Source organism: Methylovirgula sp. 4M-Z18 (assembly GCF_037890675.1).
Taxonomy (GTDB): domain Bacteria; phylum Pseudomonadota; class Alphaproteobacteria; order Rhizobiales; family Beijerinckiaceae; genus 4M-Z18.
Genome location: NZ_CP149574.1, coordinates 3480018 through 3498633, shown reverse-complemented (window position 1 = coordinate 3498633; position 18616 = coordinate 3480018). Strand labels below are relative to the sequence as shown.

Here is an 18616-nt window from a genome sequence, read left to right as displayed (position 1 = left end):
ATTGGTTTTCGGGATGGCGTGGCCGCGGGCAGGCTTGTATGCTCGGCCTATGACTCAAAGCTCGCATCCCGTGAAGCCCGGCGACCATGTTTTTCTGGTCGACGGCTCGTCCTTTGTCTTTCGCGCCTATTTCCAGTCGATTCGGCAGGACCAGAAATACAATTATCGCTCCGACCGCCTGCCCGTCGGCGCGGTGCGGCTGTTTGCCACGAAGATGCTGCAGTTCGTGCGCGAGGGCGCGGCGGGCATCAAGCCGACCCATCTCGCGATCATTTTCGACAAGTCGGAAAATTCCTTCCGCAAGGAAATTTACCCACCCTATAAGAGCCACCGGCCCGATCCGCCGGAAGACCTCATTCCGCAATTTCCGCTGATGCGCGAAACGGTGCGGGCCTTTGGTCTGACCCCGATCGAGCAGGACCGCTATGAGGCCGACGACCTCATCGCGACCTATGCGAAACAGGCGAGCGCGCGCGGCGCCGACGTGCTGATCATCTCCGCCGACAAGGACCTGATGCAGCTCGTCGGACCCAAAGTGGCGATGTTCGATCCGGCTTCGGGCGACCGTGAGGAGCGGCGCATCGGGCCCGACGAGGTCGCGGCCTATTTCGGCGGCGGGCCTGACAAGGTGATTGACATCCAGGCGCTCGCCGGCGATTCGACCGACAATGTGCCTGGCGCACCGGGCATTGGCGTGAAAACCGCCGCGCAATTGATCGGCGAATATGGCGATCTCGACACGCTGCTGGCGCGTGCGAGCGAGATCAAACAGCCGAAGCGGCGAGAAACGCTGACCAATCCCGAAACGGTGGCGCTGATCCGCATTTCGAAGACCCTGGTGACGCTGGTGCAGGATGTCGATCTCGAGGTGCCGCTCGACACGTTGTCGCTGCCAAAGCCCGATCCGGCCAAGCTCGTCGGTTTCCTCAAGGCGCTCGAATTCAACGCGATCACCAAACGGGTCGGCGATCTTTATGGCGCGGATGTCGCGGCAATCGAGCCCGATCCTGCCTTTATTGGCCCTGGCGCTTGGCGTGGCCGCAACGGCGTGGCCGCGCCGCAGCCGCAACCCGCGCCGAGCGAGACGCCTGCGCCCGCGCCGGCAAAAGCCGCCGCTGCGCCCGAGGCTGATGCAGCGACGCCGGCGGCTTTGGCGAAGACACGTGCTGCTGCAGCTTTGGCGACACCGATCGATGCGGCAAGCTATCCTTGCGTCACAAGCCTGGAGGCGCTCGACGCGTGGATTGCTGAGGCCATGGATCTCGGCCTTGTCGGGTTCGACACGGAAACCTCGTCGCTCGATCCGATGCAGGCCGAACTCGTCGGCCTCTCGCTCGCGACCCACGCCGGCCGCGCGTGCTACGTGCCGGTCGGCCATCGCACCGCGGGCTCTGGCGACCTCTTCGGCGGCAATGATCTCATCGAAAGCCAATTGCGCGAGAGCGATGTCCTGGCACGGCTGAAACCGCTCCTCACCGCGCCATCGGTGTTGAAGATCGGCCAGAACATCAAGTTCGATTATCTCGTGATGAAGGCGCGCGGCATCGAGATCGCACCTTACGACGACACGATGCTTCTGTCCTACGTGCTCGACGCTGGCGTGAATGGCCATGGCATGGACGAATTGTCGGAGAAATATCTGGGGCACAAGCCGATCGCGTTTTCGGAAGTCGCGGGCTCGGGCAAAAATTTCATCGGCTTCGCGCGCGTGCCGCTCGATAAGGCAACGGCCTATGCAGCGGAGGATGCCGATGTCACCTTGCGCCTATGGGACGTGTTGAAGGCGCGCCTGCCGGCGGAAAAGCTGGTGAACGTGTACGAGACGTTGGAACGCCCGATGGTGGAGACGCTCGCCAAAATGGAGGCGCGCGGCATTTCCATCGACCGGCAGATCTTATCGCGCCTGTCGGGCGAATTCGCGCAAGGCATGGCGCGGCTCGAGCATGAGATCCATGAGCTTGCCGGCGAGACGTTCAACCTCGGTTCGCCGAAACAATTGGGTGACATTCTCTTCGGCAAGATGGGACTGCCCGGCGGCACGAAGACCAAGACCGGCGCGTGGTCGACCTCCGCCAGCGTGCTCGACGATCTTGCCGAACAGGGACACGAATTGCCCGCGCGCATTCTGGATTGGCGCCAGCTCGCGAAACTGAAATCGACCTACACCGACGCGTTGCCGAATTTCGTGCATCCGCAAACGCATCGCGTGCACACGAGTTACGCCCTTGCCGCAACGACAACCGGGCGTTTGTCGTCCTCCGACCCGAATTTGCAGAACATTCCGATCCGCAATGAGGAAGGGCGGAAAATACGCACGGCTTTCATCGCGACGCCGGGACACAAGCTCATTTCGGCCGACTACAGCCAGATCGAATTGCGCGTGCTTGCGCATATCGCCGATATTCCGCAGCTCAAGAAAGCCTTTGCCGACGGGCTCGACATTCATGCGATGACGGCGAGCGAAATGTTCGGCGTGCCGGTCGCGGGCATGCCGTCGGAAATCCGGCGGCGGGCGAAAGCGATCAATTTCGGCATCATCTACGGCATTTCGGCCTTCGGCCTCGCCAATCAGCTCGGCATTTCGCGCGAAGAGGCGGGCGCCTATATCCGCAAATATTTCGAGCGCTTTCCCGGCATTCGCGAATATATGGATGTGACCAAAAAGACCTGCCGCGAGCAGGGCTATGTCTCGACGATCTTCGGACGCAAATGCCATTATCCGCGCATTACGGCCTCGAACCCGTCCGAGCGTGCCTTCAACGAGCGGGCGGCGATCAATGCGCCGATCCAAGGCTCGGCCGCCGACATCATCCGCCGCGCCATGGTGCGGATGGATGACGCGCTGGCAGAGGCAAAACTCTCCGCCCTCATGCTCCTGCAGGTGCACGACGAATTGGTGTTCGAAGTGCCGGACATGGAGGTCGAGGCGACGATCAAGGTCGTGCGCAAAGTGATGGAGAATGCGCCGCATCCGGCGGTGCAAATCTCAGTGCCGTTGCAGGTCGATGCGAAGGCGGCGCGGAATTGGGACGAGGCGCACTAGACGGTGGTCAAATCGAAAACGCCCGTCGCCGCCGCCGGCAACGCTCCCCCTGTCGCGCGCTCATAACCCAGCACCAGCAACGTGCCGCTCGCCGGCGACATTTCCACGGCGAGGCGGGTGTTGCGGTTGAGGATGGGGATTTTCACCCAGGAAAACTCCTGCTCGCTCGCGCGCAGAGCCGCCTGCATGGCGGCGTGCCGCGCGGCATTGTCGCGGCGGCGGTCGAAATAGGGTTCGCCGCGCGGCTCCCAGGCGCGCTCCGGTTTCTGCCAATCATTGGCCACCGCAAACACCCCGCGATAGACGCACGCCTTACGCTCGCGCCGCTCGATCACGGCGCAGGATTGCACGTGCGGCGCGCAAAGCGAGAAGAGCACGGGGCGGCTTACCGGCTCGCGGCACAGAAGATCGACGGCCGCCTCTGCATCCGTGCAGGTTTCGAAGGCGTAGCGCAGCAGGTGATCGGGTGGCCAGCCGGTTTCTTTCGTGACGGTGCGATGGAAATTCACCGCATAATCGAACCCGCGCAACGGCGCGCCCGGCGTGCGCCGCACGCAGGGCGCTTGATTGATGGCGGCGGCGAAGCGTTGCGGCGCGAGTGCGGTGAGCACGCCGATGGCGCCTGGCCAGGTGACATTGTAAAAATCGCCCGCCGCGCCGCGCTGATGAACGACCTCGACCATGCGGCCAAGGCCGTGAAACGGCCAATCGAGCGAGCGGCGCATCAGCGGCGCGCCGTCCGGGCCCTGGCCCGCACCCGTGGTGCAGCCGTATTGATACGACATGTTGATGGTCATGGCGCCGGCGAAATTCAGATGCGCCGCCATCTCTGCCGCTTCCCGCCGGTAGATGGAGGCGGAGCGGCCCAACCAGCGGCCCATCAAGAGGTCGAGGGGTGTGAGCACCGGCATCAGCGCGGCAGGCAAGGGCAGGCAGGCATCGCGCAATGCGCGCGCGGCGGCGGCGCGGGCGTGCAAATGGGCCGCAAGGCCGGTTGCGCGCGCGTCGAAATAGGGAATGGTCGGAAGCGAACGTGAGGGCATAATGTTAGTTATCATTAACTAATTTATGGCGAAATTAAGGCTGCAGGAAACTGGATGAGGCGCATTGAACGGCTATCCCGGTTCCAGCGTCGAAAGGAGCAAACTCGATCAAATGCGCGTGCTGCGCTTCGCCTATGCTTCATGTCGTGATGTCCGCGGGGGCTGCCTGCGGTATCCTTAGGGCGAATGCCTCAATGTTGTTATTTCATTGCGAGTCAGCGGCCATGATCTCATCTTCTCCTCGTGCACAAGAAAGCGATGGTGCTCCCGCCACGGATGCAAGTGGCTGGGACGGGGCGAAGCCGGCGGATGTGGGGCTTGATCCGCAGGCCTTGCGCCAAATGGCGGAGACTTTCGCGCATTGCGGGGAAGCGAATGTCCACGCGATTCTCGTTGCGCGCCAAGGCAAATTGGCCTTCGAGCAATATTACAGCGGCGAAGATACGGAATGGGGCAAGCCCGCGGCGAAAGTCGATTTCGGGCCTGACGTTCCCCACGACCTGCGGTCGATTTCCAAGAGTGTCGTGGCGCTCACCGTGGGCATCGGCCTTGAACAAGGTTGGATCCGCGACATCGACGCTCCCGTCTTCTCGCTTCTTCCCGCCTATGCCGATCTATGGACGCCGGAGAAAGATCGCATCACTTTGCGCCATCTCCTGACCATGTCGCCCGGCTTGGCGTGGAACGAAGAGGTTCCCTACAGCGACCCCGCCAATAGCGAAGTGCGCATGAGCCGGGCGCCCGATCCGTGCCGCGTCGTGCTGTCGCAGCCGGTCAGCCATGACCCCGGCCTGGTCTGGACCTACAATGGCGGCACGACGGCGCTGATGGCTGGCATCCTGCAGGCGGCGACGGGCAAGACGATCGATCAGGTCGTGCACGAAAATCTGTTTCTGCCGCTCGGAATTAGGTACGCGCATTGGGCGCGGCTGCCAGGTTCGGGACTGCCGGCTGCCGCCTCGGGGCTGCGGCTGCGCCCCTTGGACACGCTCAAGCTCGGCCAGCTCGTGCTCTCGCGCGGACTGTGGCGTAACCAGCGCATCGTGCCGGAAGCCTGGATCGAGACGGCGACGGCGCCGCACATGAACGCTCCGGGCGCCATGTTCTACGGGTTTCAGTTCTGGCTCGGGCGCTCGCTGGTCAACGGTCGCGAAGTCGATTGGGTGGCTGGCATGGGATATGGCGGCCAGCGGCTGTTCATAGTGCCGTCCCTTGATCTTGTCGTGCTGGTCCATGCCGGCATTTATGCGAGCGCGGCGCAAGACTGGGTCGGCGCCACCGTGCTCAATCGGTTCGTTCTTCCCGCCGCGCAGCGCTGAGTGGTATCGGCAGAACGGGCTTTGCCAATCTGAGAGAAAGCAATGCTGCGCATGCCAGACGTCACTTCGCCGGTGGCGCCGGTCCCTCGTGTTGCGGCAGGGCGGGATCGAAACAGGCCCAGCTCGGGGCTGTCTTGGTCCAGATCGTCATCTCCGGCTTGCCGATTTCCGGGTCGTCCAGCGTGCCGGCGCGGACGATGAGAAGATGCGGCCGCTCTTCCGCCTCGCTGAACAAATGTGTGCCGCAGGTGGCGCAGAAACTCCGGTTCATATGCGCGCCGCTGTCGGCGATGCAACGATAGACCGCGCTTGAACCGGTGACTTTGGCCGCGCTTTTCGGGAAGACGACGTTCACCGTCGCGCTGCCGGCGCCGACGTATTGGCACAGGCGGCACCAACAGGTGCGCGCGGTGATCGGCGCGGCCGCGATCTCGAAGCGCACCGCCTTGCACAAACAACCGCCCGTCACATTCATCCCGAAGTCCTCAAGCCGCGAGGCGCATCGCCTCGTTCATGCAGCGCACCCGCAACTTTTCGCCTTTGCGCGCGATGAGCGTACAGCCTTTCGGCACTTCCTTCCAGCAGGTGCGGTCGGAGTCGAGCGGTTCCGACACGACGACGAGCGCATCTTCCGTCTCGCGGTAATAGAGGCTCGGCGCCCGCTCGTCCGACGCCCAGCGCACGGCATATAGATCCTCGCCGTTGCTGATGGCGGAGGTAAAGCGCAAGGCTTCGGTCGTACCGGTTTCCAGCATCATCGTCCGCACGCGGTTGAGCGTCGCGGCGAGCGCCCCGACAGGATCATGTTCGAGGCCCGCGCCGATCGCGGCGAGAAAGATCGCTTCCGAATCCGTCGAGCCTTCGCGGCGGGCGTAAAGCTCGTCCGGGATCAGCATGTCGAGCCGGCGGCGGATGGCGGCGTAATTGCCGATCTGGCCATTGTGCATGAACATCATCTTGCCATGCACGAAGGGATGGCAATTGGCGCGGGCGATCGCCGTGCCGGTCGAGGCGCGCACATGCGCGAAAAACAGGTGCGACTGCACTTGCGCGCACAGGCTCTTGAGATTCTCGTCGGACCATGCCGGCCGGATTTCGCGGTAGAGGCCAGGACATTCGCGCGCGCCGTACCAGCCAAGGCCAAATCCGTCGCCATTCGTCGTAGTTTTCGCCTCGTCGGCGTGCAACGATTGCGCCACCAGCGAATGGCTCGGGGCGGAAACCAAGGTTTCCAGCCACGTCGGTTCACCTTGATAGGCCAGCCAGCGGCACATCGAAGCCTCATTAAGTTGCGCGATTCTTACAGGCAATTTCGCGTAAAGGCGAAACTCGCACAAGAATTATGACGGATCGATGAATGTTTTCGGTGCGCTGGGACACGGCGACGAAGGCCCCGTCTTTTAAACAATTTGCCGCAATGGCAATCTCCAATCGTGGCGCGATTTGTCCTCTATCCGTCCGCAATCGGCATTTTCCGATCCTCGTGCGCGGCCTATTCTCTTTGCATCTGACCGCATGGAGACGTAATGAAATGTCCAGTAAGACAGCCCTTCTCGTGATCGACGTGCAGGAATCCTTCCGCCATCGCCCCTATTTCCGGGATCAGGAACTCCCGGCCTATCTCGCGCGTCAGCAGGCGCTGATCGATGGCGCGAAAGTGGCCGGTATCCCCATCGTGCAAATCTTCCACGTGGAAGATGCTGGCGTTTTCTCGGAGGCGTCCGGTTTCGTCACTGCGCTCGCGCCGCTGCGCATTGAGCCGGATGCGGTGTTTCGCAAGCGCCGGCACAGCGCGCTCATCGGCAGCGGGCTCGACGTCTGGCTGACGGCCAACGGCATTCGCCGGGTGATCGTGTCTGGCATCCGCACCGAGCAATGCTGCGAGACGACGGCGCGGCACGCCTCCGATCTCGGTTACGCGGTCGACTATGTCGGCGAGGCGACCCTGACCTTTCCGATGACCGATGCGACCGGCCGCGAATGGAGCGCGGCGGAGATCCGCGCCCGGACGGAATTGGTTCTGGCGGGGCGTTTCGCACGCATCGTCTCAGTCGCGCAAGCGCTCGCCGATGAACCGGAGCAGGCCGCCGCATGAGCCGCAACGAGCAGCAACGGACCATTCCCGTCTTCGTCGTGGTGCCACCGCGCGCCTTGCTGCTCGATATTGCCGGTCCGGTGGAAGTGCTGCGCCGGGCCAATCTCGAACAGACGGTCATTCGCTTCGCGGTTACCTATGTGGGAGCAACGGAGAGCGTCCACAGTTCGGTCGGCCTGGAGCTTACCGGCATTGCGGCGTTGCCCGACCGTCTGCCGGATGATGCCTTGGTCGTCGTCTGCGGCGCGGTGGACGAGCCGCTGAATGCCGCAGCCGGTGCCCACGCCGCCGATGCGCCCGCCGAGGCCAGGATCGTGCAATGGCTGGCGCGCGCCATCCGTCCGGGCATCCGGCTCGCAACCATCTGCTCCGGCGCGCTGCTCGCCGCGCGGGCCGGGCTGCTCGAAGGTTACGAATGCACCACCCATCACACGATGCTGCCCGAGCTGATACGGCTCGCGCCGACGGCGCGGGTGCGCGAGAACCGCCTTTATGTGGAAGACCGCGAGCGGCTGACGAGCGCCGGGGTCACCGCCGGCATCGATCTGATGCTCGCGCTCGTCGCCGAGGCGGCAGGCCATGCCACGGCGCTCGCCGTCGCGCGCAACCTCGTCATCTATCTGCGCCGCACCGGCGCCGATCCGCAGCTCTCGCCTTGGCTTGAGGGACGCAATCACATCCATCCGGCGATCCACCGCGCGCAGGATGCGGTCGGCGCTGATCCGTCCCGCGATTGGTCGGTGGAGATGCTGGCGAAAGTGGCAGCGACGAGCTCGCGCAACCTGTCCCGGCTGTTCAACGACCATGCCGGCATGAGCGTGACGGATTATGTGAACCGGATGCGCATCGCGCTCGCCCGCGAACTGGTGATCGGCTCGCGGCTCGACATGGAAAGCGTGGCGGAGCGCGCCGGATTTTCCTCGACCCGCCAGTTCCGCCGGGCCTGGAACCGGCTCCACGGCACGTCGCCCGCGCGTCTGCGGGTCGCATCGTCATAGAACGAAATGAAACACGCGGGTTTGCCGTGCCGGAAGCCCGCGTGATGTCAGTTCTGCCGCAACCTATTTCGAATAGGTCAGCACCTGGAAGGTGTTGGCAAACACGGTGTTCGGATAGAAGGGCGAAATCTGGGTCAGGATCTTTTTCGATGGGTCGGCGGAGCCTTCGGCGACGATCGAATAGAGCTGCTTGGTCTTGTGGTTCATGGAGAGCACCTTCTCGCACGCTTTCGCGCTGGAGAAGGGCACGCCACGTACTTTTTGCGCGAAAATCCTTACTCCGCGGCGATCTGCAGGGCAGGGGCCGCGGCTTTGACTTCGGCGTCCACGTGCGGCTCGAATTTCACGAAATTCTCGCGGAACATGGCGACGAGTTTCTTGGCCGTCTCGGCGAACTCGGCCTTGCTGGCCCAGGTCTTCGACGGTTGCAGAATATGCGGCTCCACGCCGGGCACGGAGGTCGGCACCGCGAGGCCGAAATAGGGATCGGTGCGGAAATTGGCGCGGTTGAGCGAGCCATCGAGCGCTGCCGCCAGCAGGCGGCGCGTCACGCGGATCGGCATGCGGCGCCCGACGCCATATTTGCCGCCCGTCCAGCCGGTGTTGACGAGCCAGCAATCGACATGGTGCTTGGCGATGAGTTCGCGCAAGAGATTGCCGTATTCGGACGGATGGCGCGGCATGAAGGGCGCGCCGAAGCAGGTCGAGAAGGTCGCCTGCGGCTCGGTGACGCCTTTTTCGGTGCCGGCGACTTTCGCCGTGTAGCCGGACAGGAAGTGATACATCGCCTGGCTTGCATCGAGCTTGGCGATTGGCGGCAGCACGCCGAAGGCATCGCAGGTCAGCATCACGATGTTTTTCGGATGCGGCGCGCGGCCGGTCTCCGACGCGTTCGGGATGAAATCGAGCGGGTAGGCGACGCGGGTGTTTTCGGTCTTCGAGGTGTCGTCGAAATCGGGCACCCGCGTGAGCAGATCGAGCACGACATTTTCCATGATCGAGCCGAAGCGCTCGGTGGTCGCGTAGATTTCGGGCTCCGCCTCGCGCGACAATTTCACGGCTTTGGCATAGCAGCCGCCTTCGAAATTGAAGATGCCGTCCTTGCCCCAGCCATGCTCGTCGTCGCCGATCAGCGTGCGCGACGCATCGGCCGACAGCGTCGTCTTGCCCGTGCCAGAAAGGCCGAAGAAGACCGCTGAATCCTTCTTGTCGCCGACATTGGCCGAGCAATGCATCGGCATCACGCGCGCGGCCGGCAAGGTGAAGTTGAGATAGGTGAAGACCGACTTCTTCATCTCGCCGGCATAGGAGGTGCCGCCGATCAGCACGATCTTGCGCGAGAAATCGCAAGCGATCACGGTCTCCGAGCGGCAGCCGTGCCGCTGTGGGTCGGCCTTGAAAGACGGCAGGTCGACAATGGTCAGTTCCGGCACGAAAGACTTGAGTTCGTCGAACTCGGGGCGGATCAGAAGATTGCGGATGAACAGCGAGTGCCAGGCATATTCCGTGACGACCCGCGCGCGCACGCGGTTTGCCGGATCGGCGCCGCCGTAAAGGTCTTGCGCGAAAAGCTCCTTGCCCTCCGCATGTTTCAGGAAATCCGCAAGGAGCAGATCGAATTGCCCGCGCGTCAATGCGCCGTTGTTGTCCCACCAGACGGCATCTTGCGTCAGCGCGTCGCGGACGATGAATTTGTCCTTGGGCGAGCGGCCGGTATGCACGCCGGTTTCGGCGACGAGGGCGCCGCCTTTGGCAACCGCCGCCTCGCGGCGGCCGAGCACTTCTTCATAGAGGCGTGGCGCTTCGAAATTGTAATAGACGGCTTTGAGATTTTTGAGGCCGAATGCCTCGACGCCGCATTGGGCGTTGAAAAGTCCTTGCTGTTCCATCGTGGCTCCTTGGGGACAGGGGCTTTTTATGACGTTTTTGTTGTGCCCAACATGTTTCCCGCTTTAGAGGCGGGTCTTGATACTGGCAAGCCGATTTCGCGCCCACCATAGTTTATGATTTTATTTTATTATCGAAATAAAGAAATCGCCGGTTTTATACGTGGCTGGCATGCTACTTTGGCAAGAAGATATCTTCGTCGTTGCCCCTCAGAATAAGTCGTTGCGCGACAATTCATAGGCTTTACCGAAGCCCGCATTCAAACTGGCGGCTTGAATGTCGAAGACGACAAGGCGAAAATCGAGGAAATCTATATAAATCTTGGCCCCCGGGTTGCCGTGCAGCAGCCGTTCTCTGGCTCTCTGCCCTTCATCACTCTCTCGCGCGATCCAGCGGGCCTGGCACTTCAACGACAGGCGCGGATGGGCGAGGGGATCTCCCTTGCCGCCGGGGGCGATCAGCAAGGCGCAGCGCGGATCCGCTGCAAGATGCTTGGTATGAGCCGAGAGCGCCGACATGAGGCTGAAAATCCGCGCGTCGTCGTCGCCCGCGACGGCAATCAAGCTGGCGAAGGGATGACCGCTCGGATCAAGCGTGGCGAGCGAGGCGCTTACCCCCTCGCGGATGAGCCGCAGGGCGAGGTCCCGCGCGGCGGCGTCGGTCGGCAGAATGGGATTTGTCATGGTTTGCATTTAGCACGGAAATGGCGCCGCATTCACGAAACGCGCGCACGCGACCGCCGGGTCGCGAATCGGGCGTCCAAGGGACGTTTCGAGGAATTCGCTAGTCACTTGAAATGACAATATAAAAATGGCCACTCCAGCGCATCGGAAGCGCCGCCACAATTTGGCCTCTATATGTTCTAAGCTGGGGTCAACTACACAACCTAGGAATTTTTTATGCCGACGATTGCTTTGGTGGATGACGACCGCAACATTCTGACCTCCGTGTCCCTGGCTTTGGAGGCAGAAGGCTATCGTATCCAGACCTATACCGACGGAGCCGCGGCACTCGACGGTTTGCGCGCCAGTCCCCCCGATCTCGCGATCTTCGATATCAAGATGCCGCGCATGGACGGGATGGAATTGTTGCGCCGCCTGCGCCAGAAGTCCGATCTGCCGGTGATCTTCCTCACGTCCAAGGACGAGGAAATCGACGAATTGTTCGGCCTCAAGATGGGTGCCGACGATTTCATCCATAAGCCCTTCTCGCAGCGCCTGCTGGTCGAGCGCGTGAAGGCGATTTTGCGCCGCGCCAATCCGAAAGAGGCTGCGGCCCAGAAGGAATCGGAAGCCAAGATCCTGGAGCGCGGCGCCCTCAAGATGGATCCGGAGCGGCACACCTGCACCTGGAACAACGAGCCGGTCATTCTCACCGTCACCGAATTTCTGATCCTGCAGGCGCTGGCGACCCGCCCGGGCGTGGTGAAAAGCCGCAACGCCCTGATGGATGCCGCTTACGACGATCAGGTCTATGTCGACGACCGCACGATCGACAGCCACATCAAGCGCCTGCGCAAGAAATTCAACGCGGTCGATCCGAGTTTCGAAATGATTGAAACGCTTTATGGCGTCGGCTATCGTTTCAAGGAAGTCTAGCGGGGCGTTTCGCGATCGCGGACTTTTGTCCGCTGGAAAGGGCCGCCGGGGAGGACAAGATGTTCGCTCCGGACGGTGTGAAATGTGCTAAGATTATCTTATGAGCATTGAGGCTGGAAACCCGGACGACGACCTGGTTGCGGACGTCGAGGACCGGTCACGCCGCCAGCGCCGGCACGCGCGCCGCACCCTTTCGGTGCGGTTGCGGGCGCTCTCGCGCAGCATGGCCAACCGTTTCTCCTCGTCGCTGACCCGCCGTATCATCGTCCTCAATCTTGGCGGGCTGGTCATTCTGCTGATCGGCTTTCTGTATCTCAATCAGTTCCGCCAGGGGCTGATTGATGCGCGCGTGCAAAGCTTGCAGACGCAGGGCGAGATCATCGCCGGCGCCATTGCCGCGTCGGCCAAGCTCGAATCCGATTCGATCGTCATCGATCCGGACAGGCTGATGCAGATGGCGCCGGGCGAGGAGCTCAAAGCGGATTCGTCCACACAATTTTCGCTCATTCCTGAGCGCGTCGCGCCGCTGCTGCGCCGCGTCCTGCCGAGCGGCACACGGGCGCGCGTCTACGATGCCGACGGCACGCTGGTGCTCGATTCAATCATGCTCCACGGCTCCGTGCTCAGCGCCGACCTGCCGCCGCCGGTGCAGACGTCGCCAAGTCTGCCGCGCCGCCTCTGGACTGCCGTGATGCGGCGCCTGTTCGGGGCGGAGGCAACGCCGGCCGACGAGCCGGTGAGTACCACGAGTTCACTGCCGGAGGTCGTGGCCGCGTTGAAGGGCTATCAGCAAACTATGGTGCGGCTGAATCCGCGCGGCGAGACCATCGTTTATGTGGCGATCCCGGTGCAGCGCTATCACCATGTGCGCGGCGTTCTGTTGATGCAAACCCAGGGCGGTGACATCGACCGCGCGATCGCAGCGGAACGCTGGTCGATTTTGCGCGTGTATCTCTTCTGCACCGTCGTGATGTTTCTCGTCTCGCTGTTTCTCGCCGGCACGATCGCGGGGCCGATGCGCAAATTGGCGGAAGCGGCGGAGCGGGTGCGGCGCGGCATCAAATCGCGCCAGGAAATCCCGGATTTCACCGACCGCGCCGACGAGATCGGCCATTTGTCGGGCGCGCTGCGCGACATGACCAAGGCGCTCTACAACCGCATCGAAGCGATCGAGAGCTTTGCCGCCGACGTGTCGCATGAATTGAAGAATCCCCTGACATCGCTGCGCAGTGCCGTCGAAATTCTGCCGCGGGTGCGGACCGACGAGGCGCGCGAGCGCCTGCTGGGCGTGATCCAGCACGACGTGCGCCGGCTCGATCGGCTCATCAGCGACATTTCCGATGCCTCGCGGCTCGATGCCGAACTTGCCCGCGCCGACAATATCCCGATCGACGTCAAGGCGATGCTCGACGCTGTGGTGGTTCTCGCCAACGAGTTGCGGCACGACGACAAGGTGCGCGTGCGCCTCAAAGTGCTCGCGCCGGATTGCGAGGAGGGCGAGGATCCGGCGCTCGCCTATCTGATCAGCGGCAATGAATCGCGTTTGGGCCAGGTCATCAACAATCTCGTCGACAATGCCCGCTCATTTTCCGCGCCGGGCGGCGAGGTCAGGGTCACGTTGCTCACCGCGTTCGATCCCGAACATGAACGACGCGGCATCGAGATCGAGGTCGAGGACGACGGGCCGGGCATTCCGGCGCATGCGTTCGAGCGCATTTTCGAGCGCTTCTACACCGACCGGCCGGGCCAGGGCTTTGGGCAGAATTCGGGCCTTGGCCTGTCGATCTCACGCCAGATCGTGGAAGCGCACAAGGGCCTCATCTGGGCTACGAACCGCACCGGCGTCCGCAAGGCGCCGCTGAAACCGGGGATCGAGGAGGCCGCCGGCCCCAATATCGTGGGCGCCCGCTTCACCGTCTGGTTGCCACGGCCATGACTTGGGACGAGGAACAGGCGCGTTTCAGCGCGTCCGGATATGTCCACGCGACGGCGGTCGTGATCGGCGACAGCGGCATTTTGATCCGCGGGGACTCGGGGACCGGCAAGTCGAGCCTCGCGCTCGCCTTGATCGAGGCTGCGGACGACCGCCAATTCGTGCGGCTGATCGGTGACGATCGGGTCCGCCTCGCGGTTCGAGGCGACAGGCTGATTGTCTCGGCCCATCCCGCCATCGCCGGCCAGATCGAGCGGTTCGGCCAGGGCATCGTGCGTCTGCCGCACGAGGATGCCGCCGTGGTGCGCCTGGTTGTGGATTTGTCGAAGCGCGACCTAACGCCGCGTCTGCCCGAGGCAGAGGACCTGACCGAGCGCATTCTTGGGGTGACGAACCCGCATCTGACGTTGTCTGCGCAGCATTTGGCGGAGGAAAATGCCCATATTATCCTCACTTGGCTGCATGAACATGGTTAATCGGCACTGGGGATCGTGCTAGATGTGTTGGTATTTCACTTGCCAATTTCGCGGCAATGCAGAAAATGCGGTCCCCACGCGGGGCGGATGAGCCCACCCCAGCGGATTTTGGCTTGGGTTGGGCGACCCTAGGAGTGCTGGGATGCGTATGAACGGTAGGGTCCGATGATCGGTATGGTCCTGGTGACCCACGGCGGCCTGGCGACAGAATTCCGTGCAGCGCTCGAACATGTGGTTGGCCCGCAAAAGCAGATCGAGACCGTGACCATTGGTCCGGAGGACGATATGGAACTGCGTCGCAGGGACATTATCGAGGCGGTCAAAACCGTTGATAGCGGCAAGGGGGTCGTGGTTCTGACCGACATGTTCGGCGGCACGCCGTCCAATCTGGCGATTTCGGTGATGAACGGGGGCAGTGTCGAGGTGGTGGCCGGCGTCAATCTGCCGATGCTGATCAAGCTCGCCTCCGAGCGCGAGACCGCCAGCCTGGAGCGGGCGGTGACCTCGGCGCAGGAAGCGGGACGTAAATATATTATCATCCCGAGCAAAGTATTGGTGGGAGAATGATAACGGACAATGGCCTGAACCTGCATGTGACCGAGGACGACGAATGCGATTGTCCTCCTGCGCCGGAATTTCCGGGGGCGCTGGTGCGGGAATTGCCGATCGTCAACCGTAAGGGTCTGCATGCGCGGGCGACGGCCAAATTCGTCAATTGCGTCGAGAAATATAACGCCGACATCAAAGTCACCCGCTGCGGCGAGACGGTCGGCGGCACGTCGATCATGGGCATCCTGACCCTCGGCGCCGCCATTGGCACCCACATCACGGTTTCCGCCACCGGCCCTCAGGCGCAAGAGGCGCTGGAGGCGATCTCAACCCTCGTCGCGAACCGGTTCGGCGAGGACGAGTAGGCGCTGGGACCGCGAGCGCCCCGCTTGCAAACGGCGCGATAGCGCCGTGCTGAAGGCCCCTATGTTGCTCGCTAAATCCGGGCCTTCAGCAAGACCCTTCGGGCCATGGGCGAGCGGGACGCTCGCGGTCCATTCATTCCCAGTCCTTTCGTTCCCGTTCACTTCACGATCGTGATCTTCTGCGCCGCCCGGGTGATCCCGGTATAGAGCCAGCGCGCGCGGTGCTCGCGGAAGGCGTAGCTCTCGTCGAACAGCACCACATTGTCCCATTGCGAGCCCTGCGCCTTGTGGACGGTCAGCGCATAGCCAAAGGCGAATTCGTCCGACTCGCGGCGGATGATCCAGGGCAGCTCCTCCTCGGTGCCGTCGAAGAAATTCGGCAGCACGCTCACCCGCACCGCCTTGCTGCCCGTTCCTTCCTCCGGCGTCACAGTCATTTTCAGGAAGTTGCGGCGCTGTTCGCGCAGACGCGTCACCGACCAGATGCCGCCGTTCAGCAAGCCCTTCTTGCGGTCGTTGCGCAGGCACACCAATTTGTCGCCAACCACCGGCATCGGGTCGCTGCGGCCGAGCAATTCGCGGATGCGGCCGTTGTAGAGCTTGCGCGTCTTGTTCATGCCGACCAGAACCTGATCGGACCCGGTGACGATCTCGGCATTGATCTCGTTGCGGCGGATGACGCGCGTGTCGCCATAGGTGCCAAGATCGAGATGCCCACCTTCGCGCACCGTCATCGACAGCCGGATGATCGGATTGTCCGCCGCCTGGCGATGCACTTCGGTCAGCATCACATCCGGCTCGTGGTCGGTGAAATAGCCACCGCCTTTCACGGGCGGCAATTGCGCCGGATCGCCGAGCACGAGCACGGGTTTCCGAAACGAGAGAAGGTCGCGCCCGAGTTCCTCGTCGACCATCGAACATTCGTCGATGATGATCAGATTGGCCTCTGCCGCAGGCGATTCATCGTTCAGCTCGAAGGTCGGCGTCTCGGTATCGGTATCCTTCGCCCGGTAGATCATGCTGTGGATGGTCGAGGCGTCGTGGCAGCCCTTCGAGCGCAGCACCAGCGCGGCCTTGCCGGTGTAAGCGCCGAACAGCACCTTGCCGTCGGCATTTTCGGCAATGTATTTGGCGAGCGTGGTCTTGCCCGTGCCGGCATAGCCGAACAGGCGGAAGACCTGTTTGTCGCCCGCCTTCAGCCAGCGGGCGACTTGATTGAGCGCGTCTTCCTGTTGCGGCGACCAGGCCATGAATCATGCCGCCGCAGCGACGAGGCCGCGTTTGTGCAACAGCGCGTCGATGGTCGGCGCGCGGCCGCGGAACAATTTATAGGCTTCCTCCGGATCACGGCTTGCGCCGGCCGAATAGACGAAAGTCTTGAGCTTGCCTGCGAGTTCCGGATCGAAAATGTCGCCCGCTTCCTCGAAGGCGGCAAAGCCATCGGCGTCCAAGACTTCCGACCACAGATAGGAATAATAGCCGGCGCAATAGCCGTCGCCCGCAAACACATGGGTGAAATGCGGCATGCTGTGGCGCATGAGGATTTCGCGCGGCATGCCGATCTGCTGCAACGTCTCGGCCTCGAAGGCGACGGGATCGAGATTGGCGGCGCTGCGCAGCGAATGGAATTCCATATCGACGATGGCGGACGAACTATATTCGACCGTCGCGAAGCCCTGGTTGAAATTGCGCGCGGCGCGCAGCCGCTCAACCAGTTCGTCGGGCAAAGGCGCGCCGGTGTCGACATGCACCGCATAGCGGCGCAGGATCTCCGGCTGCATCAGCCAATGTTCGTAGAGCTGGCTCGGGAATTCGACGAAATCGCGCGGCACGTTCGTGCCGGACAACAAAGGATAGGTCACGTCCGACAGGAGGCCGTGCAGGCCGTGGCCGAATTCGTGGAATACGGTTTTCGCGTCATCAAAGCTGAGCAACGCCGGCTTGCCTTCCGCGCCCTTGTTGAACGTCATCACGTTGAGAATGATCGGGCGCGTGTCGCCGCCAAGCTTCTTTTGCAGGCGGATCGCATTCATCCAGGCGCCGCTATGCTTGGAGGGACGCGCGAAATAATCGCCGATGAACAGGCCGATATGCTTGCCGCTCTTGTCCATCACTTCCCAGGCGCGCGCGTCGGGATGATAGAGCGTCACATCCTTGCGCTCGACAAAATCGAGACCGAACAAGCGTCGCGCCGTCTCAAAGGCGGCCTCGACGATATTGTCGAGCTGCAGATAGGGCTTGAGCGTCGCTTCGTCGAGATCGTGCAGTTCCTTGCGCAATTTGTTGGCATAATAGCGCCAGTCATGCGGCGCGATCGGTGCCGATTGTCCTTCGCGCGCAGCGATTTTCGCCAATGCCTGCGTTTCATCCGCCGCCCGCACCTTGGCCGGCGACCAGACTGCGTCGAGCAGGCCGCGCACCGCTTGCGGCGTCTTGGCCATGCTGTCTTCAAGCTTGAAATCGGCGAATGTGTCGAAGCCCAAGAGCTGCGCCTGTTCGGCGCGCAGGCGCACCATTTCGGCGACGATCGGCCGATTGTCGGTTGCGCCCTCATGCGCGCCGCGGCTCACGAAGGCCTGCAGAGCGATCTCGCGCAAATCGCGCCGTGCGGAAAATTGCAAGAACGGCTCGATGGACGAGCGCTGCAGGGTGACGACTCGCTTGTCCGCGAGGCCGTGATCTTCCGCCGTGCGGCGCGCGTCCTCGATCAGCGAGTCCGGCAGGCCGGCCAGATCGTCGTCGCTGAGCTCGAGGGTCCAACTGGCCTCGTCCTTCAAAAGGTTCTGGCCGAATTGCGTGCGCAGCTCGGCGAGGCGCTGCAAGATCTCGGCCATCCGCGCCTTTTTGGCCTCGTCCAATTGGGCGCCGGAGCGGATGAAGGCCTTGTGCGTCAGGCCGAGCACGCGTTTCTGCTCGCCGCTCAGCCCGAGCGTTTCCATCTGCTCATATACGGCATCGACGCGGGCAAAGAGCTTGGCGTCCATGTAGATGTCGCTGCCGTGCCGCGCCAGGATCGGCGAGATCTCCAATTCGACGGCTTGAATCGCCGGGTTCGTATGGGTGCCGGTGAGATTCCAGAACACGCTGTTGACCTGGTCGAGCGCATGGCCGGCAAGTTCCAGCGCATCGATCGTATTGGCGAAGCTCGGCAGCGCGGGATTATCGGCGATGGCTGCGATCTCGCGCTTATGCGTCGCCAAGGCCTCGTCGAAGGCGGGCTTGAAATGCGACGGCTCGATCTCGGCAAAAGGCGGCAGACCGAAGGGCGTATCCCAGTCGCGCAGGAGAGGATTGGTCGAAGCGGACATCG

General features: G+C 62.6%; 17 protein-coding genes. 9 read left to right on the top strand and 8 right to left on the bottom strand.

Translation table 11 applies throughout. The features are described 5' to 3' along the window. Positions 1 to 49 precede the first annotated feature (49 nt). Positions 50 to 3043: a DNA polymerase I gene (gene polA, locus V9T28_RS16275; protein WP_116400092.1), complete on the top strand. Its 2994-nt coding sequence runs from the start codon at positions 50 to 52 to the stop codon at positions 3041 to 3043. Here the strand turns inward: polA and V9T28_RS16270 are convergent. Beyond that, complete coding sequence (locus V9T28_RS16270) at positions 3040 to 4086, bottom strand: hypothetical protein (RefSeq protein ID WP_116400091.1); 1047 nt, start codon at positions 4084 to 4086, stop codon at positions 3040 to 3042. The two genes, polA and V9T28_RS16270, sit on opposite strands and share 4 nt — an antisense overlap. 224 nt (positions 4087 to 4310) lie before the next feature. On the opposite strand from V9T28_RS16270, the gene V9T28_RS16265 reads away from it, so the two are divergent. Next, positions 4311 to 5405 carry a serine hydrolase domain-containing protein gene (locus V9T28_RS16265; protein ID WP_158554753.1) on the top strand — a complete coding sequence of 365 codons (1095 nt, stop codon included), beginning with the start codon at positions 4311 to 4313 and terminating at the stop codon, positions 5403 to 5405. A gap of 61 nt (positions 5406 to 5466) precedes the next feature. Here the strand turns inward: V9T28_RS16265 and V9T28_RS16260 are convergent, their stop codons facing one another. Together V9T28_RS16260 and V9T28_RS16255 are read right to left on the bottom strand one after the other, a co-directional pair. Next, entirely contained in the window at positions 5467 to 5880 is a 414-nt protein-coding gene (locus V9T28_RS16260; protein ID WP_116400089.1) for a GFA family protein, read from the bottom strand. A 10-nt stretch (positions 5881 to 5890) separates the two neighbouring features. Next, entirely contained in the window at positions 5891 to 6679 is a 789-nt protein-coding gene (locus tag V9T28_RS16255) for a class II glutamine amidotransferase (protein WP_116400088.1), read from the bottom strand. A gap of 257 nt (positions 6680 to 6936) precedes the next feature. Between V9T28_RS16255 and V9T28_RS16250 the strand changes: the two genes are divergently transcribed. After that, a complete protein-coding gene (locus tag V9T28_RS16250) occupies positions 6937 to 7500 on the top strand; it encodes an isochorismatase family protein (protein ID WP_116400317.1) in 564 nt (187 codons plus the stop codon). Next, positions 7497 to 8498, top strand: coding sequence for a GlxA family transcriptional regulator (locus V9T28_RS16245; RefSeq protein WP_116400087.1), 1002 nt, complete (start codon positions 7497 to 7499; stop codon positions 8496 to 8498). Before V9T28_RS16250 ends, V9T28_RS16245 begins: the two co-directional genes overlap by 4 nt. A gap of 63 nt (positions 8499 to 8561) precedes the next feature. Here V9T28_RS16245 and V9T28_RS16240 read toward each other — a convergent pair whose 3' ends face one another. The 3 genes from V9T28_RS16240 to V9T28_RS16230 form a co-directional block, all read right to left on the bottom strand. Continuing rightward, on the bottom strand, positions 8562 to 8705 hold the full coding sequence (locus tag V9T28_RS16240; protein ID WP_158554752.1) for a hypothetical protein: 144 nt from the start codon (positions 8703 to 8705) through the stop codon (positions 8562 to 8564). 68 nt (positions 8706 to 8773) lie between these two features. Beyond that, positions 8774 to 10387, bottom strand: coding sequence for a phosphoenolpyruvate carboxykinase (locus V9T28_RS16235; RefSeq protein ID WP_116400086.1), 1614 nt, complete (start codon positions 10385 to 10387; stop codon positions 8774 to 8776). 207 nt (positions 10388 to 10594) lie between these two features. Then, entirely contained in the window at positions 10595 to 11068 is a 474-nt protein-coding gene (locus V9T28_RS16230; RefSeq protein WP_158554751.1) for a HugZ family pyridoxamine 5'-phosphate oxidase, read from the bottom strand. Between the two features lie 216 nt (positions 11069 to 11284). Here V9T28_RS16230 and V9T28_RS16225 point away from each other — a divergent pair, with 216 nt between their 5' ends. The 5 genes from V9T28_RS16225 to V9T28_RS16205 all read left to right on the top strand — a co-directional run bounded on the left by V9T28_RS16225 (position 11285) and on the right by V9T28_RS16205 (position 15306). Beyond that, entirely contained in the window at positions 11285 to 11983 is a 699-nt protein-coding gene (locus V9T28_RS16225) for a response regulator transcription factor (protein WP_116400084.1), read from the top strand. 100 nt (positions 11984 to 12083) lie between these two features. Then, positions 12084 to 13919 (top strand): sensor histidine kinase, encoded by a 1836-nt coding sequence (locus tag V9T28_RS16220; RefSeq protein WP_116400083.1) that lies wholly within the window; start codon positions 12084 to 12086, stop codon positions 13917 to 13919. After that, positions 13916 to 14392: an HPr kinase/phosphorylase gene (locus V9T28_RS16215; protein WP_116400082.1), complete on the top strand. Its 477-nt coding sequence runs from the start codon at positions 13916 to 13918 to the stop codon at positions 14390 to 14392. Before V9T28_RS16220 ends, V9T28_RS16215 begins: the two co-directional genes overlap by 4 nt. Positions 14393 to 14557: 165 nt before the next feature. Then, positions 14558 to 14959 carry a PTS sugar transporter subunit IIA gene (locus tag V9T28_RS16210; RefSeq protein WP_116400081.1) on the top strand — a complete coding sequence of 134 codons (402 nt, stop codon included), beginning with the start codon at positions 14558 to 14560 and terminating at the stop codon, positions 14957 to 14959. After that, positions 14956 to 15306, top strand: coding sequence for an HPr family phosphocarrier protein (locus V9T28_RS16205; RefSeq protein WP_116400080.1), 351 nt, complete (start codon positions 14956 to 14958; stop codon positions 15304 to 15306). Before V9T28_RS16210 ends, V9T28_RS16205 begins: the two co-directional genes overlap by 4 nt. 158 nt (positions 15307 to 15464) lie before the next feature. On the opposite strand, the gene V9T28_RS16200 is transcribed toward V9T28_RS16205, so the two are convergent. Next, positions 15465 to 16556 carry an ATP-dependent DNA helicase gene (locus V9T28_RS16200; protein ID WP_116400079.1) on the bottom strand — a complete coding sequence of 364 codons (1092 nt, stop codon included), beginning with the start codon at positions 16554 to 16556 and terminating at the stop codon, positions 15465 to 15467. Between the two features lie 3 nt (positions 16557 to 16559). After that, the gene (locus V9T28_RS16195; protein ID WP_116400078.1) at positions 16560 to 18614 is read right to left on the bottom strand and encodes a M3 family metallopeptidase; all 2055 of its coding nucleotides are present in this window, start codon (positions 18612 to 18614) and stop codon (positions 16560 to 16562) included. Positions 18615 to 18616: the final 2 nt, after the last annotated feature.